Consider the following 26,026-nt stretch of genomic DNA (forward strand, 5'->3'; position numbering starts at 1 on the left):
GAAACTCCATTTACAACCCGGTTTTATTACCGCTTGCGCAAGTGCAATACCGCTTTATTTTGATCGATAACAAAATCGAAACGGCCGAGGATATCTACCCCTAGCAGGCCATCAAAATGGTCCATGTTATCCATGGGCAAACGCGCGAGCATGTGTTTATTGAAGGTGATATTGTCGATAGTAAAGGTATCCACCACAAACAAATAACTTTCAACCGAACCGCTCGCGGTATTCAATTGGATTGGTTTGGGTGATTTTACCAACGAGTAATGGCGATTGATAAAGTTGGCTGTTAAGCCGCTGAGCGATGCGCCCGTATCCAATAGTAACTTAACCGATTCGCCTTCTACTTTTACCGGCACCAAAAATTGGCTGCCAAAACGAATTAAAGGCACTGTTATTTCTGGCGGATTATTGTCATCACCCGGAGAATCCCCATCCAGCCTGGCGAGGATTCCTTCAGCACGCGCACGGGTTTCAGGCTGGTTGGCGGCCATTAGTGCATGATATTGCGCTTGCTCATTGTTATCTTTTTTGAGATTCATTTTAGCGAGCTGCAAATGTAACTCGCCGTTATCCGGTGTGAGCTTGATAAGATCATTCAATTGCGCCATGAGCCACTCATAACTCTCACCGAAAATGGATGGATTGTCGGTGAGACGAATTAAATATTTCGCCAAATAATCCAATGCATTGTCAATTTTTTGCGCATCGACTTCGGTGTTGATATAGCGGAACCAAATTCCAACCGATTCTTTGTGTTGCCCCTGCTGCTCATACACCCGCGCCAACAACCACAGCGCCTCGGTGTTTTTTGGATTCCCTGCCAATAATTGATTTAGCAGGCGCACCGCCTCACCGTAAGCACCATTGGCAATTAATTGATTGACACCCTCGATGGAGGATAAGGGAGCACTCGGTCTAAAATTATCTTGCTGCGATGCGACTTGTAATTCCGGATCAATTTGTATTGAAGGAAGGTCAGCGGAATTGATTGCTTGGGATTGAAGGGCATCGACATTCACACGGGTAGTCGCCGGTGGGCTGCCAGTCTGTCGCGCATGACGGTATTCACTGATATAAAAACCCAGTGCAAAGGTGATAGCTGAAATTAAAATCGTCTTTTTGGTATTCATCATTATTGTAGATTTAGATTGATTTAAACATTAAGCATTAACTTAAGATTGCAATTGTTTGCGAATAAATCCGGCCATTTTTTCCGGCTTGGTAATAGACGCAAAACGTTTAATCGGTTTGCCATCGCGTCCGATTAAAAATTTAGTGAAGTTCCATTTAATGGATTGCCCCAACCAACCCGGCAATTCCGCTGTGAGCCATCTAAATAATGGATGGGCACTTGGGCCGTTGACATCCACCTTGGCAAACATAGGAAAAGTCACGCCGTAATTGATTTGGCAGGTCTGCGCAATTTGCGCGGCATCGCCCGGCTCCTGATTGCCAAATTGGTTGCAGGGAAAACCGAGGATCACCAAACCCTCATCAGCAAATTCTTTATAGAGCGCTTCAAGGCCGGCGTATTGGGGGGTGAATCCGCATTTGCTCGCAGTATTAACCACCAATACTAATTTGCCTGCGTAGTCAGACAGTGCAACGGGAGTTCCGTTCAGGGATTGGGCGGAGAAGGTATGGAAAGGGCTCATGGTTCACCTGGAAGATGGCTGGCGAAAGTGGCATGAGCCCAGCCTGCACGGATGGGGAGATTTAATCAACCCCAGCCGATCAGTATTCAGCGGCAGGTTTATCCAGCGATTTAATCAGGATATTGCGATAAAACGCTTCCGCGCCTTCCGATTGGATCTGCAATTTACCGCGGGTCAAGGGGACGAATTTACCATCCACTTTTTCGCGTGAATTAAAGCCGCGAAATACCTCTTTGCCATTCACTTTGTGGATCAACGTCTTGCCATCGGCGATAACCTCCATAGTGTCCCATTCACCACTCGGATGTTCATAGTTGCCGAGTTTTAACACGCGCGCCGCAATATCTTTGCGCAGTGGCAGCTTGGGATCGTAACGATAGAATTTCCAATCGCCCTGATTGGCATCACCTGCATGCACATCAATAATCACACCATCGAGGCTGTGATAATCACCGCTGTCACCTTCCTGTACCTGGAATTCGTGACTGCGCATCCAGTGTTCGCTTTGTGCGCCATGCGGACCAACAGCGTAGTAAAGCAGGCCGCTATCGCGCACCACATCCAAACGTGGATGCCATTTTTTCTTGCCCCATTTAATGTCGAACTTCAAATGAAAATTTTCATATTCATCAAGGCTGGTCAAACCACCCCACTCCTCACCGGATACCCGCAGCAAACCATCAACAACCGAAAACACTTTTTTCGGATCATTATTCACGCCGCGCGGCTTGTGTTTGGAAACCAGATTGTACTCATTGGTCTCGGGCTGGTAGCTCACATAGGTTTCCCATCCGGTAAGGTCTTTGCCGTTGAACAGGGATTTCCATTCATCAGCCAATACCGCATTACTGGCCAGCAGGCCGCACAGTGAAAGTCCCAGAAGTAGTGGTTTCATTATCATTTGTCGCATCATTGTTATACTCGCATCGTTGTTTTAACAGGTGCGAAGACTAGGTTGGGCGCGACTGCGAGTCCATATAGACAGATAGACAATTACAGTCCTTTACCTGAAGCCCCATTGATTACTCAATGGGGCTTCAGGTTATTTCTTCATGCATTGTGTTAAAGGGGGAGTAACCAATAACCCTCTCGAACAACCCAACCCTAAGTAGGATTGCGAGATATTAGCGTGGCCGAAAACTTACCAATCACAAGCGGGATGCCCCATGGGATATCCTGCTGCACAAGTGCAATTGGGGTTGTAAGGCGGGCAGTTAGGATGGCCACCGCCAATCCCTCCACCACCTGTATTCCCATTTGGAACGCCGGACAAACTACCGTAGCTAACTACATCCAAAGTCCCATCAGTTTTTTGATAGCGGACACGAAAATCGTACGCGGTGTTGTAATTAAATCGCAGGCTGGTATATGCATTCCCGGCAACGCCATAACCTGAACCGCAAAAACTGTAGCTTGCATTAGGCTGGTTCGCAGGTTTAGCGCATACCTCGATCCAACCACTGCCATTGGATTGTGGACAAGTTGTCGATTCGCCTTCAAATCCTTGCAAATAAAAAGTTCCCTGATAGCTGGACGTGTGAGGAATCGTATAACAAAGGGCAAAACTACTTTGCGAAAATGCCCAAAGTATTACCATTGAAATCATCGCCAATAATTTTTTCAACTGCATAATGTATCTCCAATTTCTGGTTGATTTATTGGCTTACCCGATACCCCTTCAGCAATCCTGATTGAATAACCTGAGCTAGCCAAACCATGACACTGCTGAAAATAAAACAGCAAATTGTCAATTGCGATCCTAGCGAACGAACAACAGGTACGAGGTTCGACTTTACATTTCAATGCCATAGATTTGTAAGGAAGTGTAAGAAAGGAAATATGTGTCTATGAATAGTTACAGCCACAAGCTGAACTTTTCTTAACTTAATTTACTGCGCAGCTTATTATTAGGTGTTCCATTGACTGTCTACGCATTTAAATTTGAGACGGAAAATTACAACAACTTTTATGACACAACGAATGGAAATGTTGATGCTGAAGTCACCACCGCCATTGGCGGCGGCAGACATATGGCTTGGGCTGAAAAGGCGAGAGGAAACACGGAAAACCTAACATTATCAAAGCCGATAATGAACTAGTATTTATTTAATCACGCACAGACACATCAATATCTCAAGGAACTAACACCGGCTGAGGCATGGAACAACCAAAGTGCCAGCAAGAAAAAACCTTTGATATTTTCAGCGTGGAATGGTGCATTAACCGGAATTTATTTTTCACCACTGTCCGGGGTTTTTATCACCCATGAAGTGAGAATATCTAATTTTCCTGCCATCAGGATTAATTAATGGCAGGAAAATTAGAAATAATTAGCAATTTATTAAAAAACTTTGTCCAGATTTTGTGCGATTGTCCAGAAAACGAATCTGGAAAAAGCAGCACGTCGTTAACTGGACAGCGGACAGCACAACAGGAAAATAGGGATAGTTAATAATTTATTAAAGAGCGCTGTCCGTATTTTGTTCGGCAATCCAGAAAACGAACCGGGGAAATCCGTACGTCGTTAACTGGACATTGGACAACATACTTGATATCGCCTTAGTTTTTGCCATTAATAGCCATATGTTTTTGTAAGAAAACATCTATTGCTTCCAACGTTTTTATCTGACTATCTTCATGAGTTGGCCAATGCTCTCCTTTCGGCAACTCTAAATACTCAACAGGACTATCCAGTTTTTTAAGTTTTTTATACATCTTCAAAGAGTTTTCTTCAAAGTTAATCCAACTATTTTTCTTACCCGCAATTAAAAGCAACGGCTTTTTAATTTCATCAGCGTGGTGATAAGGTGATACCTTTTTAATATCCCATTTACTATTGAAAATTTCCCTATTTACGCTCCACACCATACTGTGGTAAAAATTAATCATATCCATCACACCATTAATGCTGATGCCACACCGAAATAAATCCGGTGTACTAATCAAACCCATTGCAGCTGCATACCCTCCAAAACCAGTACCGATAATACAAATTCTATCACGATCAGCAATACCTTGATCGATCAGCCAATTTGTACCATCGGTAACATCATCCTGAATGGCGTAACCCCATTGTTTATAACCTGCCTCACGTAATTGATTACCAAACCCGGTAGAGCCACGAAACTGTGGCTGCAAAACAACATAGCCCCGACTTGCAAAAAACTGTACATAATTATTGAATCCCCACTCATCCCTTGACCAAGGGCCATCATGCAACATCACAATTAACGGCAGTTTTTTAAGGTCCAAATCAGGAGGAACCGTAAGATAAGCAGGGATCTTTAATTGATCACGAGCCACATAACTAACCTCTTTCATTGATGCCAGTTTTTTATTGCTCAATTGAGGAAATTGCTCAGCCATAAAGGCTAAATTTTTGGTCTTTGTATTAAAGTGGAAATATGATGGCGGCATTACATCTGAATAAATCTCAATAATAAATTGATCATTCGCAAAAGTTCTTGAAACCTCATCAATTCGAGAGTCAGGAAATTTTTTCTGAATAGCTTTTTCAATAGGAGCAAACACCGGATCTTCATATAAACCAATAACTTCGCCTTTGGTTAAATCATACCGATGCAGATCCATCTGGCCCTTTGAATAATCGTCATCCTCCAGATTCTCACTTGTTACTACTAATATATTGTTATCATTTTCATCGAAAAACCATGGCATTAATCTATTACCATCCAAAAATTTTAATTTTTGCAAGAGTGTCCATTCTGCATTCGGTGTTTTACGATAATAGCTTTTAACCAATCCGCTAGAACCATTTGAGTATTTGACACCCACACGCACGTTTCCTTCGTTATCAACCACCCAACGAGAAAATCCCATAGGATTTCTATCCACGAGAACTTTTTCACCAGTATTCACGTTTACCTTATGAAGCAAGTAAGGGTTTTTATCCAAAATAAGATTAATATCCTGAGTTTTATCATCTATCCTTCGCTCTAAGACAGCGAGGATATGCCCGGAATCTGTATCCAACCAATCAACAACATGTGGGTTAGGCAGCTGCCAACCATATCTATTGCTTGATCCAACCTCTATAACCTTAATATCTTTACCATCTCTGCTAACACTAATTAAACGTGAAATATTGTAATTCAATCGACCAGATTTATGTGTAATGCGTACGGTAACAATCAAACGTTCCTCATTTTCCCACTGATAATCAAGGATATAAACTCCTTCAAATGGGATCACTACTGGTGGTTGTTTATCTTTTTTGTCCGAAAATTCCTGGATTACCAACAAAGGCTTTCCCTCATAAATTATCGTGGCAGCTAGAAAATTTCCCTGTGGCGATATTTGAGGATTACTGAATGCAGGTAATTTGGCGAAATCAGATGCAGGTATTTGATCTGCATGTGCAACAATGTAGATCAAAAATAAAAAACAAAAAGTTATTATCCTTGTAATCATATTAATTTCCTCAATTTATATATCATCTTATCTAATGGTTTTATTTACTTTTAATCGTAACACAGCACGAAAAAATTGTTAATTACAGTTAGTTTTTATCATCAAAAAAGCACATAAAATTTAATATGTATTACAAACCCATGATCTACTATTAAACCCTTTCTATGCCGGGAAAAACATACACCCCCGGAAAACTACTGATGTTTTCAGCGTGGAATGGTGCATTAACCGGGATTTATTTTTCACCACAGTAAAGGAAACAAAACTTTAAACAAGGAATAACAACGGACTTGACTGTCCGGGGTTTTTATCATCCGCGACGTAAACACTTCTTATTTTCCTGCCATCAGGATTAAGTAATGGCAGGAAAATAAGACATGATTAGCAATTTATTAAAGAACATTGTCCAGGTTTTGCACGACTTTCCGGAAAACGAACCCGGAAAAAGCAGTACGTTGTTAACTGGACATCGGACAGCACAGACAGGAAAATAAGCGATAGTGAGCAATTTATTAAAGAACATTGTCCAGATTTTGTGCGATTGTCCGGAAAACGAACCTGGAAAAATCAGCACATCGTTAACTGGATATCGGACAGCACACCTTAAATTACCTAATAGGGATAACAAACTCTATTGGTTCATGAACATATTTGGGAATAAATAAAATTCCAGGCGTATATGTAATGGCGTTATCCGCAATGAATTCAATTGTTCCAATTTTATCCATGTGAAATGCAGTAAAGGTATCGTATTTGGTTAACTGATATTTAGTAGGTTCCTTTGAGAATGCATCCTTAACCACAATCCCAAGAACGATTTCATCCATTGCATACTCTGCAAATATTTTCACCTTCAAACTTTTTGAAGGATTTGAAATCCATCGCCCGTATTCTTTATAAACTCTGTAATTTGATTCCTTTATTCTATCAATGACTGCCAGCACCTCTTTTCTGTCCAAATTTATATCACTGGGTACTTTCGAGATTAGACTACTCAGGATATCTAAAACTTTTCCATGTCTTTTTTCTAAATCAAGAATTTTAAAATAATCATCAATATTATATTCATCTTCAATTAACAGAATGTTTGACAAATGAGCACCTACATATTTAGGCGAATTTGTTTGAAGAGAACCGATAGGCCATAGCTGTACTCCTATCTTTTTAAACCCCGATGATATTTTATTCTCAATAACTGCGCTTAATAAGTAGGTTAAGCATCCATTTTCTTTAGTGAAGAAATTGGCCTTATCCCCATATAAAATAGATGCTTGCAGATCAATTTCATTTAAATATTTAGACATGATTAAGGCCTCTCATTTCCTAATGGTTTTCTCCCAGTTGCAGCTAAATGCCCATACACTAACGTTTTTTCAATAGCTAAAGCAGATAGTCTGCCGGGGATATTTTTCATTAATACAGATGCTTGATATGAGCCTGCCCCATAGGTTCGATTAAGCTCATTAACTTGAGAGTTTGCACGCCTGGATGTGCCGTCCTGATTCAATGTTGAACCACTGATACCGAACTTAAATACAACGCCAGTCCGCGTATCTGTAATCGAGTAAATATGTTGAGATTTGGTACTGCTTTTTGAATTGCCATGAGTTTGAGATTTAGCAAATTTAACAAGCTTTGCTCCACCAGCAGCTAGAGCTAACGCAATTAATTTTGGATTAGGTGCAACCCCCATCGCAGGTTGTTGATCACCGGGAACTGGTGATGTTTGCGCCGTATCATCCGATACAGGGGTATTTTGCACTTTTGAGCTATCAATCGTTGCAACAATAGTTTCACCATTCTCAACATAAGCATACTGGTAAATACCTTGTCCAACTAATGAATTCACGAACGCCTGTGCATCCATCACGCTAAACATTGTTTGATTATTGCTAGCTTGAGCCGCTGCAGCAAAACGTTCTAATTGCCTGTTGCCCTCAATAACGACTTCCAACACCTGCTGCTGTGCATGCACAAAATCTTGATAACCGGGATCTTTATCACGTTGATAACCCGTTGGATCGGTGTAGCTCAACGGATTATTCCCTACATAGGAATACCGGTTGTAGTTTTGCGAATCGTACGGCGATTGGATGTAAATATCCGCACTCAGGAATCGACCAAGCCCCGGATCATACACACGCCCACCCATGTGAATCAGGTTGTGATTATCCAGTTGGTCATGGCCAGTATATCCGTTTGATGTCAGGAAATTCTCGGTGGGATTACCCGGTTTCCAATCGGATTTTTGCCGTTCGCCCCAGGTGCTGAAACTCATGCGATTAACGAATTGGCCGAGTGCATTGGTGGTCGCTTCCACTGAACCCAAATGATCGGTGTGTAAGTACACGGTGTCATTTGCGCTTTCTGTGCCGTTGGTGACGGTTCTGTTATTTAAAATAACACCATCCACATAACTTTTTTGCGTTGTGGTTGAACCATCCACAATGACTTCATACACACCACCGGCAAGTTTGTAGGTGGTTTTGGTTCCACTCACTTCTTTATAAAGCTCGTGGTCCGGACCATAGTAGAAATCAGTGATGGAAGCGCCCGCAATACGAGTGGGTTTGTTGAAGGTATCGTAAGTAATAGTTTCACTGCCACGCGCCGTCATATTGCCGTATTTATCGTAGCTGTAATTGACGCCACCGGCTGAGGTGACGGCATGGATACCGGCGTTGCGCACTTGCTCGTATTGCAGTTGGCCGACAGCGTTATTGAAGGCGGTGCCGGTTAATACATCGGAACGATGGACCAGGTTGCCCAAACCGCCGGTGTCGTACTGGTAGGTTTGGGTCCTGCCAAATAGACCGCTGGTAGTCGACGTGGTTAGGCGATTGAGTTTGTCGTAACCAAAGCTTTCCGTGGTGTTTTCAAGGGCTAGCCCGTTGTTGTCGGTGCGGGCGGTGGTGCGGGAATAGAGATTACCCAATGAGTCGAAGGCGTAACTCAGGTTCTGGATATCGCCATTGAGGTTGGTAACCGGATTGTTGTCACTTAGTCGACCGGATTTAATACTGCTGAGCCGACCACTGGTGTTGTCGAATCCGGTTTGGGTGACGACACCATTGCCCCACAACTGATTACAGCGCAATGGGAGGTGAGTTTATAGGGCTCACAGACCCCAATGCACTTTTTTCTTTAGCGCGCTTTTACACAGTCACGCAAGCGGGCTGGTGTGTGCGCAACGCACACCAGCCCGATATTGCACGGCAGTCACAACAATAGAATCGCAATAATCAACAGCAATATTTTCAACAACTTTTTCATACAACGCTCCGTAATTTTTTGGAGCGATCAGCCTAAACCAGGTGCACCGTAGACCTTTTGTCTCGGAGCGCTCATAGATGACGCACCAAGACACTGACCTTTGGTCATCTGTTTGTCTGCGGCTCTAATATTTCATGCAGTGACAATCGTTATTGGCTGAATAGCCTCTTTGCAACTAAGAGGAAGATGATCCGTTAAGGAGTGACCATTCCGCAGCCGCGCGGGTGGATTGTTGTGCGCGCAAGCACACGACAACACGCACGCGGGGCTACGCGCGGCGATTCATTTTTTTAGTGTGGGCAAACCCGTTCCGCGCGTAATGCACAAGCTTGCTACTAACAAACCATAATGTTATGCATCCGTTAGCCACTCATGCATTTTTTCGATAGCTTTCAACAGTAATAACACTAACCAGGTTCGCGTATTTTTTTCACGTATTGGCTGGTATTTCTTTTTGTGCTTTGCTTTCGTCTTCATTTTTTTCACCGTGATATTGAACACGGTTACGGATTGTATGCGCCTTAAAAACTATTTCAGTCATTAATGGATCAGCGCTCTATGACCCATTAATGGCTGTGATGTTTTGCGTTTTATGTGTGCGCGGCGGTGGGACTGGATGGAGAGGCAGACTACTTCCGCGCAGATTTGCAATGTTGCTACGAAGTACCACACGGTAAAGCTTTTAGTTTCTTTGCGATTTGCCGCCACCTTAAAACAACAGCAGCCCCAGGACTGGGACGCGTGCTGGAAAGAGGAACGACTGCAAGTGCGGAGGACGATAAACAAACAATGCTGCTAAGCGCATGACCGTGTGGCGCGGTGCATGCGCTTTTGCTTTTTGCACGTACCGTGACACACGGTGATGTGCGTGCTGCGGCTTTATTACATGCCGAACGAGGGCTCGGATTTCTTTTTTTGCGCCACCTCATATTGCTGCTCTATCTCAGCATTTAATTCAGCGCATTCTTCATCTGCAAGAATCTTGGTTGCAAACGGCCCTCTAATCGTGCTGTTGTTTCCATTTATGACAAAGAATTCCAACAATTTAGAACCATCGTTTTTTACTCTCGATATGACATGGTATTTGCTCATCATTTATTTCCTTTTTCATGGTTAGGATGGATGTTTGATTCTCTAGCCGCCATGTTAAAAAAGCTACTACAAAATCACGATTTCTCCACTTTTTAAACATCCGGCTCCTCATCCATTTCCCGCATCAACTCATCAAGCAAGGTTTGTTTATCTTCCAGTCGCGCCGGATGCGTTTGCGCGTGAACCGCACGTAATTCTTCTATGCTCACATGGGTGTAAATTTGCGTTGTCGATATATCCGCGTGGCCCAGCATCACCTGGACAAAGCGCAGGTTAGCACCGTTTTCCAGCATGTGCGTAGCCATCGCATGATGGAGTAAATGGCAATAAGAGATAGTTAGCAATTTATTAAAGAACATTGTCCAGATTTTGTGCGATATCCAGAAAACGGACTTGGAAAAATCAGCATGCCGTTAACTGGACGTCGGACAGCATAAATCAACTATCAGCAAGATTTAAGTCTTCACCAGCTACAGTTAATACTTCCAATGACTCACCATGTTTGTCTACAAACTCTACTTCATAGTCATTATTTTCATAACATATTAATACAGCACCTTTACAGCCTGAATTAACTTTTTCTGATAATTTCTTTTTTGAAATAACAACATCATAATCATTAAATATCATTTTTTATTTCCCTGGAATTGCGGTTACAAGCCTTACAACATTATCGTTATTACGAATCCAACCAAATGTGACATCTATAGTTCTGCCATTAGCACCAGTAATAGATATTACTTGATTAAATTTCTGTCCATGTTGAGTTAAGTTTGTAGGAGTAGCTAATTTTTCATTAAAAATTATTTGTTTCGCTAAAGCGTCTTTGTTTTCCTTATTAAAACCAAGCGCTTTCTCAAACCAGTTAGCTTTGCTACCACCGACTGGATGATCTTTATTTAATAAATATTTTTCTAATTTATCATTAACACTTGATCGAGTTGCTGTACTCAACGCTTTATCTGCCGCTACCTTAGTCGCACGAGCTTCCCATGCAGCCTTCCCTAAAACACCAAGCTCACCTCCCACAGCCAAAGACATCAATCCCAGTTGCTGCTCCGCCATATCAACACGCATAGCTTGCATACATTGCGCATCACCACCACACTGCTGTCTTATGCCTGGCTCAAAATTATAAACCCTAAATGGTCCTGCTCCCCATGACGGTACATTGTACGATACCGTTTGAAAAATACTGCTCGCACTCACTGAGTTAACGGTATTTAAATCTACCATTGCTGTCAGCGTATATACCCCATTTTTATCTTGTTCCCATTTGTATGCGGTATTTATATTGGAGTAGGTGTTAGCCCACGACCAGGAAGTCGAATGGTTATGGTACATATCCATCATGTAATCGAATATTTCCGTCCTGTAACCCGTTGGATCGGTATAACTCAACGGATTATTAAACGTATAGCTATAACGATTGTAACTCTGCGTGTTGTACGGCGATTGGATGTAAATATCCGCACTCAGGAACCGACCAAGGTTCGGATCATAAACCCGCCCACCCATATGAATCAGGTTGTGATTATCCAATTGGTCATGACCGGTAAATCCATTGGTCGTTAAGAAACTTTCCGTCGGTGTTCCCGGTTTCCAATCCGATTTTTGTCGCTCGCCCCACGCACCAAAACTCATGCGATTGACGAATTGGCCTAATACATTGGTGGTGGCTTCTACCGAGCCCAAATGATCTGTGTGCAGATATATTGTGTCATTCGCGCTTTGTGTGCTGTTGGTTAGCACACGATTGTTCATGATCACACCATCCACATAACTTTTTTGTGTCGTGGTAGAACCATCAACAATGACTTCATACGCACCACTCGCGAGCTGATAAGTAGTCTTGGTGCCGCTGACTTCTTTGTACAACTCGTGATCCGGGCCGTAGTAGAAATCAGTGATGGAGGCGCCGGCAATGCGGGTCGGTTTGTTGAAGGTGTCGTAAATAATCGATTCACTGCCTCGCGCCGTCATGTTGCCGTACTTGTCGTAGCTGTAATTCACTCCGCCGGCAGAGGTCACCGCGTGAATACCGGCATTGCGGACCTGATCGTATTTCAATTCGCCGACATCGTTATTAAACGATGTGCCCGTTAATACATCCGAACGATTCACCAGGTTACCCAGACCACCAGCGTCATATTGGTAGGTTTGGGTCCTGCCAAATAAACCGCTGGTGGTGGAGGTGGTTAAACGATTGAGTTTGTCGTAACCATAAGACTCCGTAATATTTTCCAGTGCGGCGCCATTACTATCGGTTCGCGCTGTTGTGCGTGAACGCAGGTTACCCAACGAGTCAAAGGTGTAGCTGAGGTTCTGGATATCACCGTGTAATGCGGTGAACGAATTGGTGCTGCTTAAACGGCCGGATTTAATACTCGATAACCACCCGCTGCTTGCATCAAACCCGGTTTGGGTTACAACACCATTGCCCCAAAGTTGATTGTTGAATGCACCGCGTGCGTCGAGGAAATAGGAAAGTGAAAATTCTTATTTTCCTGCCATCAGGATTAATTAATGGCAGGAAAATTAGAAGTAATTAGCAATTTATTAAAGAACTTTGTCCAGATTTTGTGTACTGTCCGGAAAACGAACCTGGAAAAATCAGCACGCCGTTAACTGGACAGCAAAATCTACTGTTTAGTTACGGTATCTGCTTTACGCCATTCTTCGATTTTATGTTTAATGAAATTTTCGTATTCGACCATTAGTGAAATGTTGTTGTTGCTTAAATGATAAGTAACACCAAACTCAGATATGTTTTTTTCGAAATCACAATTATCAATTTTATCATCCATTCCCGACCGTCTACACATCCCAATCAAATTATATTCATTTTCTTTGTAATCCACGATATACCACCTTTCAGGTGAGGGTGTAATTCTAAAATATTGAGTATATTTATCTTTCGAAAGAATAGGTTTTTCACTGATATATTCCTCTAAAACATTTTTGCTTACACCGGCAAGATCAACTTCCGAACCATATAGAACTAAACTATTCTCTTTAGATGGTCGCTCACGAATTTCATAAGTAGGAATAAATGCCTTTATTTCTTCTTCTTGAAATACTAACGCAATGTCTTGTGTCCCATCATCAAACATCCCATCCGAATTTTCATCAGGGGCATGTAGGACATAATCACTTGGTATTTTTAAACCTGCAAAATCAACATATTCCTTTCTTGATTCACAACCTGTCGCCAAGAATATAAAAACAAATACCATTAAAATATTTTTCATAAAATTCACCATTAATTTTTATCGCAAGCTGGTATACAGTAAAAACGCTCTAGTGCAGGCTCATGTTTGCCTGTTCCATAGCTACCGCCATACCATCGTCGATCTATTGAAAATTTGTCAAAAGCTTCATGATGGTAATCTGTAATCTGTCGGGGAGACAAAAAGAATGGTGTGTTTTTGTTATCTCTGGTAGTGGCATCCAAATGCCTTATTGCAATATCTTTTCCAAGCTCAAGGGTTTTGGCTTTAAGTTTCTCATGCGATAGCGCTAATTTAGGGTCACCAGTTAGCAATCCATATTTAGCATTTGTACGCACCGATTGCCCAATTCCAACCCAGTAAGCACCCATTTTCACACCGTGCATATTAATAATATCGGATGAATCGCCCCAGGTCGCAAAGCCCACGCAGCCAATCGGATCGCCTGCGCTACATCGACCTTGCCACATTTCAGCGAGTTTACCTTGATTAACTAAATCATATTGAGCCTGTGTGGGCTTTAAAGGATTTTTACCAACAGCAGATATTCTATTATCTTTCACCTGAAAAATAGAACTAACACTGACCGACGTCGTTTCAGTCCAAATTGCATCACTATCACGATTAAGTGACCAACTTCCGTCGTCGTTCTTGCTATAAGCTGCATACGTAGTCGTTGTATTTATTGTGCAATTACAAGCACGCATATCACTCGCCCACGACCAGGAAGTCGAATGGTTATGGTACATATCCATGATGTAATCGAATATTTCCGTCCTATATCCCGTTGGGTCGGTGTAGCTCAGCGGATTATTAAACGTATAACTGTAACGATTATAACTCTGCGTGTTGTAAGGCGATTGAATGAAGAGGTCTGCACTCAGGAACCTGCCGAGGTTCGGATCGTAAACCCGCCCACCCATATGAATCAGGTTGTGATTATCCAACTGGTCGTGACCGGTAAATCCATTTGAGGTTAAGAAACTGTCTGTGGGATTACCCGGTTTCCAATCCGATTTTTGTCGCTCGCCCCAGGTGCTGAAACTCATGCGGTTAACGAATTGGCCAAGTGCATTGGTGGTGGCTTCTACTGAACCCAAATGATCGGTATGGAGATAGTGGGTGTCATTCGCAGTTTGGGTTGATCCTGACAAGGTGCGGGTATTTAAAATGACACCATCCACATAACTTTTTTGTGTGGTGGTTGAACCATCGACAATGACTTCGTAAACACCACCGGCGAGTTTGTAGGTGGTTTTGGTTCCACTCACTTCTTTGTACAACTCGTGATCCGGGCCGTAATAGAAATCAGTGATGGAAGCGCCCGCAATGCGCGTCGGTTTGTTGAAGGTGTCGTAAAGAATCGATTCACTACCACGCGCCGTCATATTGCCGTAGTGGTTTAGAAACGATGACTAACAACGGAGCTTACTGTTCGAGGTTTTTATCACCCATGAAGTGAGAATATCTAATTTTCCTGCCATCATGATTAATTAATGGCAGGAAAATTAGACATAATTAGCAATTTATTAAAGAACTTTGTCCAGATTTTTTGCGATTGCGCAGAAAACAAACCTGGAAAAATCAGCACGTTGTTAACTGGACATCGGACAGCACAGTGCGATTGTCCAGAAAACGAACCCGGAAAAAGCAGCACGTCGTTAACTGGAGAGCGGACAGCACAATATTTTTTAATTAATTTGACTGGATAAGGGATTTCACATTGTTACATCTAAAACAAAAAAAGGTATAAATCATTCCACAATCTGCAATACAATATTCATCATTAATTGAATCTAACTGAGCATAAAAAGACATTTTTTCCTTACATTCATCACATACAGGAATATCCTCTCCTTGAATAAAATCAGGCACTCCGCCGAGCTTATGCCGAGTCCCTATATTCTCCTCAGCCCACTTAAAGCCAGGTAATTTTTTGGCTTCATCAGATAAAGGTTTTACTTCAAGTTTAAAAGGAGGAATTTTTTTCATTTCCAATATATCCTGCATTTATTAAAAATCATTTATTGTATGGATGAATTCGATAATTATTTAAACCAAAATCATCCATCATTTTTCCCAGCTGTTGATAAACATCTTTTACTGATGCGTTTGGATTTCTATCAATAAAATCCTGCCAAATCTTGTTCCATCCACCTGGCATATTACCAAGACCATTTCCATGAATACCTTTAAGATGGGTTTTTTCTCCTAAAGTAACTGTATGCTGATCAATATTAATACCTTTTGATTTAAAATATTTGCTGAATTGACGTGGAAATAGATGGTGGTCCATAGTTTTAGCTGGGGGTAATGCTTTAACCTTCCCCGGCCCCGCCACCATCATTACTAAACTCAATCCATTAATTAATGGCCCTGCTCTACCATTCCTCGCTGCTTCCTTATTAGCATCAATCTGCGGATTAGACCTCAATGCTAAAATTGAACCGTTCTCGCCCCACACAATTCCCATTGTAAGCTCTTCAGCTAGAATTGCCCCTGCACCATAAAATGGATTTCCTTTCAACGGCGCAATAATTCCTGTTGATCCTTGAAGATAACCACCGTATCCATTACCAATATTCTGCGCTTGAAAAATGGAACTGACACTCACCGAGGTCGTTTCATTCCAAATTGCATCACTATCACGATTAAGTGACCAACTTCCGTCGTCGTTCTTGCTATAAGCTGCATACGTAGTCGTTGTATTTATTGTGCAATTACAAGCACGCATATCACTCGCCCACGACCAGGAAGTCGAATGGTTATGGTACATATCCATGATGTAATCGAATATTTCCGTCCTATATCCCGTTGGGTCGGTATAGCTCAGCGGATTATTAAACGTATAGCTGTAACGATTATAGCTCTGCGTGTTGTAAGGCGATTGAATGTAGAGGTCTGCACTCAGGAATCTACCGAGACTCGGATCATAAACCCGCCCGCCCATATGGATAAGATTGTGATTATCCAGATGATCATGCCCGGTAAATCCATTCGAGGTTAAGAAGCTTTCTGTCGGGTTACCCGGTTTCCAATCCGACTTTTGTCGCTCGCCCCAGGTGCTGAAACTCATGCGATTGACGAATTGACCGAGTGCATTGGTGGTCGCTTCTACTGAACCCAAATGATCGGTATGGAGATAGTGGGTGTCATTCGCAGTTTGGGTTGATCCTGACAAGGTGCGGGTATTTAAAATGACACCATCCACATAGCTTTTTTGTGTTGTAGTGGAACCATCGACAATCACTTCGTAAATACCACTCGCGAGTTTGTAGGTGGTTTTGGTTCCACTCACTTCTTTGTACAGCTCATGGTCCGGACCATAGTAGAAATCGGTAATGGAAGCGCCTGCAATGCGCGTGGGTTTGTTGAAGGTGTCGTAAACAATAGTTTCACTGCCACGCGCCGTCATATTGCCGTATTTATCGTAGCTGTAATTCACTCCGCCGGCAGAGGTCACCGCGTGAATACCGGCATTGCGGACCTGATCGTATTTCAATTCGCCGACAGCGTTATTAAACGATGTACCCGTTAATACATCCGAACGATTCACCAGGTTACCCAGACCACCAGCGTCATATTGGTAGGTTTGGGTCCTGCCGAATAAACCGCTGGTGGTGGAGGTGGTTAAACGATTGAGCTTGTCGTAACCGTAATTCTCCGTGATATTTTCCAGTGCGACGCCATTGCTATCGGTTCGCGCTGTTGTGCGTGAACGGAGATTGCCGAGCGAGTCGAAGGTGTAGCTAAGGTTCTGGATATCGCCATACAACGCAGTGAACGAATTGGTGCTGCTTAAACGGCCGGATTTAATACTCGATAACCGCCCGCTGCTTGCATCAAACCCGGTTTGGGTTACAACACCATTGCCCCACAATTGATGATTGAACGCACCGCGTGCATCAAGGGTATTGCCTAATGCCCATAATACTTTCGGTGTAGCGGCTACAGTGATATCGCGGGTTTGTACCTGGTAGCCATCGGCATGGTAATCGCGCTGGATTTTAAAACCGTTGGGGTATTGAACGGTGTTCGGGCGACTGAAGTTGTCGTAGGTATAAACAAATTCGCCACCGCTTAATCCACCCGTTGTCACTACCTGGCGTGATAAACGCGAGAAACCATCGTAGAAATATTCTTCGCTGAAACCATTGCCCGAGCGTGAAGATAATTGTCCTTTTTGTTTGGTGTCCCACACCCAGGCGTAGGAAACGGTGCTGCCGCTGGCGGGTTTATCGGTTCGGGTCGTTTGACGGCCTAATTGGTCGTAACCGTAGGTGATATATTTTTCAACACCGCTCACACCTTTCTGCCAGGTTTGTTTGCGCAGCTCACCGAAGCCGTTGTAATCGAAATGGATTATTCCTGCATCCGGATCTTTGATATAGGTTTTGTTACCGGCGAGGTCATGCTGGATATCGATTTGTGTTGCAAGATTATTATTGACCAGGGTTGTCTGGAGATGACCCAGCGTGTCATAACTGTAAGAAACCGTATTGAGCAGCGCGTCTTCAACACGCGTGACTTGCCCTAACGGATTGATCCAGCTGTTGGTAGTTTGTGTTTCTGAACTACCACCGGGTTTTACCATCACGATACTTTCGCTGGTTTTAAAGCCGTAACCATCCGTGGAATACGCGGTTGTCTTACTACCGCCATCAGCACCGACAATACTGTTAGCACGTCCCAGCGCATCGTAATTGCTGTAGTTGGTCCAGGCCGTGGCGAGTGCGGTGTCCGCAACAATACCATTGGTAGCGTAAGCTTCAGATACACGCGCTAAATAACCATTGGCAGTGTATTCAGTAGCCTGGTTAATCACTTTGCCACCCAGGCTGTAAACCACGCTGCGGATTTCACGCTGCAATCCATCATAGAACGTAATGCTTAATGGCTCACCCAATTTCCCCGCTTGCGATGGATTGCTGTTGGTAACACGCGAAGCAACACCGTAGTAGGCACCACTTGGGCAGGTCACAGGGGCGCTGGTGCAATAGAATGCGATGCTTTCGGTTGTTGTGCCATCAGCCGTTTGCTGCTGTTGCACACGCCCCAGTGCATCATAGGTATTGGTTGTTATTAACCCTAAAAATGTTTGTGTGGCAACGCTGCCGAAACGGTAATCGTAAGTGAATGTTGTTGTATGGTTTTCCGCATTGGTAACCGTTTGCGGATACATTCCGTGCACAAAATTACTGAGCATGGTGATGCGGGCGGGCGCATTGGTGCCATCGATATCTTTTGCCACTTCGGTGATTTTATTGACAACACCATTGGCCTCACGCTCGTAAGTTGTCGTTACCTGAATGGATTCACCTTTGAAATCGATACGTGTTTCCAGATCGCGTTGCGCGTTGGGCGTAAATTCCGTGATGACATTTTTCAGGTCGGTATTACCCGCTTTGGCAACTGTCTGCGTAGTGCTGCTCAGGAAGTCATCGTTACATGCCGGTGTGTTGTAGTCGTCATACACATTCACCGTATGTTGATTACTTAATTCACCGGTTACTTCCACACCACTGAACCCGCTGCCAACCTTGATGGTTTGTTCAGTCAGGTTGCCACAAGTATTAAAGGTATTGATTGCTTTGCTAACGCTGAGTGGTGAGCTGTCACTGGTGGTGCCAAGCGCGTAATTTTTTTGCAGTGAATACTGCAAATAGGGGAAGCGTGCATTTTGCGGATGCAACGCATAGTTGTTTTCCGTCACACTGATTAATTTACCGCTGGTGTCTTTCACCGTTTGCTTTTTAACGCGCCCGGTGTAAGGCCAGTCCTCACGATAGTCTGTGAGTGATACAGTGCCGGTTGCGGCATTGGTGATGGCAATGGATTTAAATCCACTGGAACCGCGTAATAAATCCCGTGTGCCGCCGGTGTAATTAAAATAAGTGTGATTGAACCCGCCCTGACCATTGGACACAGAGACATTTTTAACAACTTGCATGCCGCGATTTATCGGAACCAATGGGAACACCGGTGCAACCGTGTCCGGGGTATAGAGTGGCGAGCCGTTATTGGTATCACCAGTTAAAGGGCTGTAGGAAATTTTTGTTTCCGCACCAAAACCGTCAGTGATGGTAGTGATCAGGTCGGGTTGTTGTTGTTTGCCCAGGTAAACCTGACCATCAACAACCAGATCGAGGATGCCATCGTTGTTAACATCGCCACGGAACGGGTTGACACTTCCTTCTGCAGGGGTAATCGGAACGTCCACCAAGTAGTCCAGCTTGCCCGTGAATGGATCTACGCCACCATTTACAAATGACAGGGTGTCATTGACGTAAGAGGCATAAAACACCCGCATGACACGCTCGGTAGGACCACCGGAATAAAACATAATGAAATCATCCAGCCCATCCTTGTTGTAATCCATCACAAAGGAATATTGCCCCAGTTCTGTGTTCGTCATGGGGACAATGCTTAGCCCTGTGGTAATGAGCTGCCGCGGTGAAGCACCACCCGTCGATAAGTTCATCGCCCATTTTCTTAAGATGTTCAGATCAGCGGTATGGCGATCATCATAAAGCATGTCCAGATTGCCATCGCCATTGATATCGATCCAGTTGCGCCAGTAACCGATATTGGATCTATAGATCATATGCACAGGCGCATAACTACTGCCAACACCGTATATTTTGGCGAGTGGTGAAACACTGCTAACTCTTCCGAGCGATCCCGGCGTGCCGCCAAAGCTATTACCCGTATTAGGATATACAGAAAGTACATTATTAAAGTTTTGGGTGATCGACGTGTATCCATAAAAGGTCACAGCTGTTTGATCCAGCAAGCCATCACCATTGATATCAACATAACTAAAGTCAGTGCGATCAGTCATATCAGAAATGCCACCGCTTTGTGATAATTGCACAAAGGTCGCGTTATCCTGTTGTATCCAGAATCGACCAGCAATATCCAAATCTGTCAGACCATCGTTGTTCAGGTCAGTGGTTCGCACAACAGGCGCGGAATTGGTGCGATCCACACTGGTAATTAACTGTGAGGTCATCGCCGTTGACGGCGCCATGCGGGTTAAATACACATCCAGGTATTTTGCGGTACCTACGGTGCGGTGAGTACCGGTAATGGCGGCCTTCCCCTGCCGGGTCTGGATTAGGTAGATAAACTGAGCTTCATCATATCCCGTCGCGGTAAAGGTGCCACTGGCATTGCCCCAGGCTAATAAACTTTTTTCGCCAACGATGTCCACATAGCCATCACCGTTAAAATCCTCGTAGGAAAGACCGGCAAACGCCAATGTGTTTGGCGTCGACTCAAAACCCAGCTCGCCAGCTTGCCAATCAAACGTCAATGGTCGCGCGCATTTCAAGCTCGCCGCCTCATAGCCACATTCAACAATTTTATCCACCAGCTCACGATTGGTGATTGCGCTTAGCTTGTAATCAATGTCGTATTGCCTGATCGGTGTTGCCTGTGTTGTGCCGACATAGGTTGTTACTTTGTCTAATACTTTTGTGAGCTGATATTTATTTCCTCCGTCATAACCCCATGGAGTTTGACCATTGCGGGATTGGTAGCTGAATACAACCAATCCGGTAGAACCCAAATTAATCTGCTCAGGATAATATTCGCCATTTACGGTATCGCGATCATAGGTAATGGTGTAGTTGTTACCGTAAGCATCTTCCACTTTATCCAATGCCCAGGTTTTAATTGGACCGGTATCTTGATTGGGTGCATAAATTTTACTGTTCTGCGAATGCTCTTCTGCACCGTAAGTCAGGATGCGGCCATCTTTGGTCCAGACTTTAAAATAACCATGACCACCATTGGCGCTGGCACTGTGCGCGACAATTTTCGCAAAATTATCCAACTCCGTTTTATATTCAATGCCCGCTGTCCAATACGAGGAATCATTTGCTGGTGTTGTACTGGACGCGACTACCAGCTTTTGTCCATCCAGGCATAAGCGATCACTCATCGTATAACGCGGGTTCGATTTTTGTGCCTCGGCACCTTCCGTGGCAAAGCTCGCGCGGCAACGGGTAATCGCAGATAAGCCAGTTAAATTCCAACCCACGCCCATTAAACCGTTACCGGAACGGCTGTTATAACCGAGCGATAAATTAGGTTTCAAATCGCGCACCGCAGGCGGTAACTCCAGCGGGATGGAATAGCTTGCGGCGCCATTGGAGACATTTAATTTCCCCTGTGTTGTAGCAACAAGTTGATTGGTTCCCAGACCGGGAATCGCGGAGGTGGTTAACGAATAATTGAATTGGTTAGGTGCATCACTGCTGAAATCAAACGGATTCGTAAATGTTTCCTGCACAGAAACTTTAAACGATTTACTGGTTACCAATTGCCCATCGGAAACATTAACCGTAATAGTGACTAAACCTGCCTTGCCGGTAACGGGTGTGATTTTAATTGTGCGATTCGCACCGCTGCCACTTAACACGATTCCACTTGCTGCAATGACATCGGTTTTATCCGATACCGCAGTAACAGTGAGTGATGCTGCCGCTGTTTCAATATCACCAACAGTGATGCCTAATACAGAAGTGGAAGTATTCTTCTCAATTTGTTGATCGCCCGGTACAACCAGGGTTGGCTGGTCATTTACACTCGCAACATTCACCACGAAGGTTGAAGTACTCGTTGCCTGTCCATCGGACACCGTAAGTGTAATCGTTGAACTACCAAACATATTCGGGAGAGGAGTTACTTGTATAGAGCGGTTTGTACCGCTACCACTCACAATAAGATTTGTATTTGGAATGACGGATTGATTGCTGGATACAGCAGTCACCGTTAAAGAAGTAGCTTGGGTTTCTTCATCGCTAACGGTAAACGCCAATGGGCCACTCGCCTCATCTTCCAGAATATTTTGTGTAGGGATGGCAGAGATCGCGGGCAAATCATTAATTGCATTCACTGTCAGGCTGACTGATTTGAATACACTGGATGGCCCCTGGCCAGTACAGGTGATAGCAACCTCAACGGTTTGATTAGCTGTCATCACTGAAGGTGCAGTGTAAGTCACATTGCCGGATGTGCCATTTACACCACTGATACCGGTCGCACTGCAATGTTGGGCGTTTGTTGCACTCCAGGTTAATACCGCTGTATTGACGGCACCCGATGCCGGGCTTTCACTAATTGCATTCGGATTGAAACTGGCAGTAATAACCGGCGCTGGAAAAGTAACCTCAACTGTGCGCCCTTCCCCAGTGTTACAGGTTGGATTGCCATTGGGTGGACCACCTGCAAAATAACAGTCCTGTAAGAGATAAACATAAGTTCCATTCAGGGTACGGGTGTCGGTAAAGGAACCCGATACAGCGCCCTGCTCAACCAATGTAGTCCAATTACCCGAGATTGGTTTTACCTTGATAGTCACGTATTCACGCGCATAATCCCACGTAAAAGACACGGCACCATTACTGCTGGTTGTTGGAATATTCGTAAACGTTGCGGGAAGATCATTAACGGTAACCGTGAAAGTATCGCTCGCGGTTAATGCACCATCAGATACCGTTACCGTAATCGTAGATGTACCGGTTTTAGTCGATGCGGGAGTAACAGAAATTGTTCGGGAATTACCGCTACCACCCAAACTGATATTGCCATTCGGGATCAAACTGGTATTGCTGGATGACGCAGTGACCGTTAATAAATTTGCTGCAGTATCTATATCACCAACTGTAAATCCAATCGCGCCACTACTTGCTTTTTCATTAATTGAAATATTAGCGATATCTGAAATTGTCGGTGCATCATTTACTTCGCTCACTGTTACGGTAAAGCTCTGGCTTGCTGTTAACTGCCCGTCAGATACGGTCAATGTAATTGTTGACGAACCAGATGCATTGGCAACAGGAGTCACATTAATACTACGGGTGCCCGCAGTGCCTCCCAACACCAGATTGCTGTTGGGTATTAAAGCGGTATTGCTCGACGTTGCTGTGACTACCAGTGATGTTACAGCCGTTTCCACATCATTGATCGTGAAATTGCGGGCTCCAGTACTGGTATCTTCGTTAATAGTGATATTGCCCGGTGAAGAGATGGTCGGAGCATCATTTACCGCATTTACGGTCACAATAAATGTATCGATTGCCGTTAATGCACCATCGGAAACGGTAACGGTAATTGTTGCTGTCCCATTGGCATTTGCTGCCGGAGTGACAACTATCGTGCGCGCTGCACCACTGCCGCCCAAACTGATATTGGCATTTGGAATCAAACCGGTATTGCTGGATGAAGCAGAAACCACTAATGAAGTGACTGCCGTATCTATATCACTTACCGTAAATCCGATCGCACCGCTACTGGTATCTTCATCAATAACAATATTGCTGATATCAGAAATTGCGGGAGCATCATTCACTGCATTTACAGTGACCGAAAAACTGGTGCTTGCAGTTAATGAACCATCATTAACATTTACCGTAATTGTACTACTGCCAGATGCATTCGCAGCTGGGTTGATAACAATAGTGCGGATGGCTCCGCTGCCCCCTAAAACAATATTACCGTTCGGAATTAATGCGGTATTACTGGAGGATGCGGAAATAGTTAACGAACTCGCTGCCGTTTCTTCATCGCCTACGGTAAAACTGATTGCGCCGGTACTGTTGTCCTCATTAATTGTTTGGGCTGCAATCGCAGAGATAGTGGGTGCATCATTTACCCAATTGATAGTGAGCGAAGCGTTTGCGGTGGTACTCCCACCGCCACCCGTACACGTAACGGGAATTGTGATGGACTGGTTCGCACTCATCACACTCGATGCCGTGTAAATCACACTACCTGAGGTAGCACTGACACCACTAATACCGACCGCACTACAACTGGTTGCATTAGTCGATGACCAGGTTAATGTTGCTGTGGCACCTTCGTTAATTGTTGTTGGTGACACGGAGGCACTGACTGTTGGAGCCGGTAATGTTATTACTACCTGGCGGGTGTCAGTGACGGCACAGACCGGATTACCATTCGGTGGTCCACCTGAAAAATAGCAATCCATTACCTGGTATATGTATGTGCCCGTTTGGCTTCGAGTATCAGTAAAGGAACCGGAAACGGCTCCCTGATTGACCAGCGAAATCCAATTACCCGAAATCTCTTTTACCCGAATATCCACGTATTCGCGCGCGTTGCTCCAACTAAATGGCACTATGCCATTACTGCTGGTAGTTGGAATACTGGTAAATACTGCGGGCAAATCATTAACGGTAACAGTGAAGGTATCGCTCGCGGTTAGTGCACCATCAGACACCGTTACTGTGATAGTCGCTGAACCGGTTTTATTCGCTATAGGCGTAACCGCAATTGTTCGGGAATTACCGCTGCCACCCAAACTGATATTGCCATTCGGAATCAAACTGGTATTGCTAGACGAAGCAGCAATAGTTAATGAACTTGCAGCCGTATCGATATCATCAACACTAAATCCAATCGCACCACTGCCGGTATTTTCATTGATTGAAATATTGGCGATATCTGAAATGGTGGGCGCATCATTTACAGCGGTTACGTTTACAACAAAACTGGTACTTGCTGTTGATACACCATCGCTCACAGTAACGGTAATGGTACTGCTACCTGATGCGTTTGCTGCCGGCGTCACCAAAACCGTACGGTTAACATCACTTCCACCCAGCGAAATATTACTATTGGGAATTACCACTGTATTACTGGATGAGACTGTAACGGTTAACGCACCTGCTGCCGTTTCTTCATCACCTACGGTAAAGCTGATTACACCGGTAGTGGTATCCTCATTAATTGTGCGCGCAGAAATCGAAGAAATAGTGGGAGCATCATTTACGAACTGCACCACCACGCTGGCATTAGCCGTTGTGCTGACACCGCCATTGCCACAGGTGACAGGAATAGTTACCGTCTGATCGGCGGACATCACCGTAGGTGCATAATAAGTCACATTGCCCGAAGTGCTGTTGACGCCGCTGATACCGGTTGCACTGCAACTGGTTGCATTGGTCGAAGACCAGGTTAGCGTCGACGTACCACTTTCACTAATGGTGGCTGGCGAAAGCGTAGCAGTGACCGTGGGCTGCGGAATGTTAATAACCACACTTGCACCGGCCCCCCCGCTACAAGTCGTTGTGCCACTGACCACACGGCAGTCGGTAAAGCTATATACATAAGTACCCGGCTGTGTTTTTTGCACAGCCATGGAACCTGCCGATGGCCTGTCCTGTACCGGTGCCCACACCATAGTCGTCGTACCCGACGCCATGAAACCTTCGTTAAATCTCGCAAAGTTATAAAGGGCGCTCCAGGTTACGGTAAATCTGCCATCGGGCGTTGGAGGGGAAATCGTGAGTGTGGCTGCCGCATTAGTCT

At 44.3% G+C, this 26,026-nt stretch carries 16 protein-coding genes; all 16 read right to left on the reverse strand.

Annotation, left to right across the window (positions count from 1 at the left end; all coding sequences use genetic code 11):
- Window positions 1-26 precede the first annotated feature (26 nt).
- Window positions 27-1,139 (reverse strand): retroviral-like aspartic protease family protein, encoded by a 1,113-nt coding sequence (locus tag AC1RJL_RS09400; protein WP_492913219.1) that lies wholly within the window; start codon window positions 1,137-1,139, stop codon window positions 27-29.
- 39 nt (window positions 1,140-1,178) lie between these two features.
- Window positions 1,179-1,661, reverse strand: a complete 483-nt coding sequence (locus AC1RJL_RS09405) for a glutathione peroxidase (RefSeq protein WP_492913221.1) — start codon at window positions 1,659-1,661, stop codon at window positions 1,179-1,181.
- Between the two features lie 79 nt (window positions 1,662-1,740).
- Complete coding sequence (locus AC1RJL_RS09410) at window positions 1,741-2,556, reverse strand: 3-keto-disaccharide hydrolase (RefSeq protein WP_492913223.1); 816 nt, start codon at window positions 2,554-2,556, stop codon at window positions 1,741-1,743.
- A 246-nt stretch (window positions 2,557-2,802) separates the two neighbouring features.
- Complete coding sequence (locus AC1RJL_RS09415) at window positions 2,803-3,291, reverse strand: hypothetical protein (protein ID WP_492913225.1); 489 nt, start codon at window positions 3,289-3,291, stop codon at window positions 2,803-2,805.
- A gap of 929 nt (window positions 3,292-4,220) precedes the next feature.
- Window positions 4,221-6,092 carry an alpha/beta hydrolase family protein gene (locus AC1RJL_RS09420; RefSeq protein WP_492913227.1) on the reverse strand — a complete coding sequence of 624 codons (1,872 nt, stop codon included), beginning with the start codon at window positions 6,090-6,092 and terminating at the stop codon, window positions 4,221-4,223.
- A 608-nt stretch (window positions 6,093-6,700) separates the two neighbouring features.
- The gene (locus AC1RJL_RS09425; RefSeq protein WP_492913229.1) at window positions 6,701-7,396 is read right to left on the reverse strand and encodes a hypothetical protein; all 696 of its coding nucleotides are present in this window, start codon (window positions 7,394-7,396) and stop codon (window positions 6,701-6,703) included.
- Between the two features lie 2 nt (window positions 7,397-7,398).
- Complete coding sequence (locus AC1RJL_RS09430) at window positions 7,399-9,174, reverse strand: RHS repeat-associated core domain-containing protein (RefSeq protein ID WP_492913231.1); 1,776 nt, start codon at window positions 9,172-9,174, stop codon at window positions 7,399-7,401.
- 542 nt (window positions 9,175-9,716) lie between these two features.
- On the reverse strand, window positions 9,717-9,842 hold the full coding sequence (locus tag AC1RJL_RS09435; RefSeq protein ID WP_492913233.1) for a hypothetical protein: 126 nt from the start codon (window positions 9,840-9,842) through the stop codon (window positions 9,717-9,719).
- 405 nt (window positions 9,843-10,247) lie between these two features.
- The gene (locus AC1RJL_RS09440) at window positions 10,248-10,460 is read right to left on the reverse strand and encodes a hypothetical protein (protein ID WP_492913235.1); all 213 of its coding nucleotides are present in this window, start codon (window positions 10,458-10,460) and stop codon (window positions 10,248-10,250) included.
- Between the two features lie 89 nt (window positions 10,461-10,549).
- Window positions 10,550-10,816, reverse strand: a complete 267-nt coding sequence (locus AC1RJL_RS09445; RefSeq protein ID WP_492913237.1) for a tyrosine-type recombinase/integrase — start codon at window positions 10,814-10,816, stop codon at window positions 10,550-10,552.
- A 79-nt stretch (window positions 10,817-10,895) separates the two neighbouring features.
- Window positions 10,896-11,087, reverse strand: a complete 192-nt coding sequence (locus AC1RJL_RS09450) for a DUF4926 domain-containing protein (RefSeq protein ID WP_492913239.1) — start codon at window positions 11,085-11,087, stop codon at window positions 10,896-10,898.
- A 3-nt stretch (window positions 11,088-11,090) separates the two neighbouring features.
- Window positions 11,091-12,758 carry an RHS repeat domain-containing protein gene (locus tag AC1RJL_RS09455; protein ID WP_492913241.1) on the reverse strand — a complete coding sequence of 556 codons (1,668 nt, stop codon included), beginning with the start codon at window positions 12,756-12,758 and terminating at the stop codon, window positions 11,091-11,093.
- 341 nt (window positions 12,759-13,099) lie between these two features.
- Window positions 13,100-13,708, reverse strand: a complete 609-nt coding sequence (locus AC1RJL_RS09460; RefSeq protein WP_492913243.1) for a hypothetical protein — start codon at window positions 13,706-13,708, stop codon at window positions 13,100-13,102.
- Window positions 13,709-13,719: 11 nt separating this feature from the next.
- Window positions 13,720-15,075 carry an RHS repeat domain-containing protein gene (locus AC1RJL_RS09465; protein ID WP_492913245.1) on the reverse strand — a complete coding sequence of 452 codons (1,356 nt, stop codon included), beginning with the start codon at window positions 15,073-15,075 and terminating at the stop codon, window positions 13,720-13,722.
- A gap of 307 nt (window positions 15,076-15,382) precedes the next feature.
- Window positions 15,383-15,679, reverse strand: coding sequence for a hypothetical protein (locus tag AC1RJL_RS09470; protein ID WP_492913247.1), 297 nt, complete (start codon window positions 15,677-15,679; stop codon window positions 15,383-15,385).
- Between the two features lie 28 nt (window positions 15,680-15,707).
- On the reverse strand, window positions 15,708-25,919 hold the full coding sequence (locus AC1RJL_RS09475; protein ID WP_492913249.1) for a tandem-95 repeat protein: 10,212 nt from the start codon (window positions 25,917-25,919) through the stop codon (window positions 15,708-15,710).
- Between the last annotated feature and the right edge of the window lie 107 nt (window positions 25,920-26,026).

This window comes from Cellvibrio sp. GW822-FHT04B05 (genome assembly GCF_058800985.1).

Excerpts from the sequence above, each read along its gene's own strand:
- AC1RJL_RS09400 (WP_492913219.1), bottom strand. The coding sequence starts at position 1,139 with ATGATGAATACCAAAAAGACGATTTTAATTTCAGCTATCACCTTTGCA.
- AC1RJL_RS09405 (WP_492913221.1), bottom strand. The coding sequence starts at position 1,661 with ATGAGCCCTTTCCATACCTTCTCCGCCCAATCCCTGAACGGAACTCCC.
- AC1RJL_RS09410 (WP_492913223.1), bottom strand. The coding sequence starts at position 2,556 with ATGAAACCACTACTTCTGGGACTTTCACTGTGCGGCCTGCTGGCCAGT.
- AC1RJL_RS09415 (WP_492913225.1), bottom strand. The coding sequence starts at position 3,291 with ATGCAGTTGAAAAAATTATTGGCGATGATTTCAATGGTAATACTTTGG.
- AC1RJL_RS09420 (WP_492913227.1), bottom strand. The coding sequence starts at position 6,092 with ATGATTACAAGGATAATAACTTTTTGTTTTTTATTTTTGATCTACATT.
- AC1RJL_RS09425 (WP_492913229.1), bottom strand. The coding sequence starts at position 7,396 with ATGTCTAAATATTTAAATGAAATTGATCTGCAAGCATCTATTTTATAT.
- AC1RJL_RS09435 (WP_492913233.1), bottom strand. The coding sequence starts at position 9,842 with ATGAAGACGAAAGCAAAGCACAAAAAGAAATACCAGCCAATACGTGAA.
- AC1RJL_RS09440 (WP_492913235.1), bottom strand. The coding sequence starts at position 10,460 with ATGATGAGCAAATACCATGTCATATCGAGAGTAAAAAACGATGGTTCT.
- AC1RJL_RS09445 (WP_492913237.1), bottom strand. The coding sequence starts at position 10,816 with ATGTTCTTTAATAAATTGCTAACTATCTCTTATTGCCATTTACTCCAT.
- AC1RJL_RS09450 (WP_492913239.1), bottom strand. The coding sequence starts at position 11,087 with ATGATATTTAATGATTATGATGTTGTTATTTCAAAAAAGAAATTATCA.
- AC1RJL_RS09460 (WP_492913243.1), bottom strand. The coding sequence starts at position 13,708 with ATGAAAAATATTTTAATGGTATTTGTTTTTATATTCTTGGCGACAGGT.
- AC1RJL_RS09465 (WP_492913245.1), bottom strand. The coding sequence starts at position 15,075 with ATGACGGCGCGTGGTAGTGAATCGATTCTTTACGACACCTTCAACAAA.
- AC1RJL_RS09470 (WP_492913247.1), bottom strand. The coding sequence starts at position 15,679 with ATGAAAAAAATTCCTCCTTTTAAACTTGAAGTAAAACCTTTATCTGAT.
- AC1RJL_RS09475 (WP_492913249.1), bottom strand. The coding sequence starts at position 25,919 with ATGGCGTCGGGTACGACGACTATGGTGTGGGCACCGGTACAGGACAGG.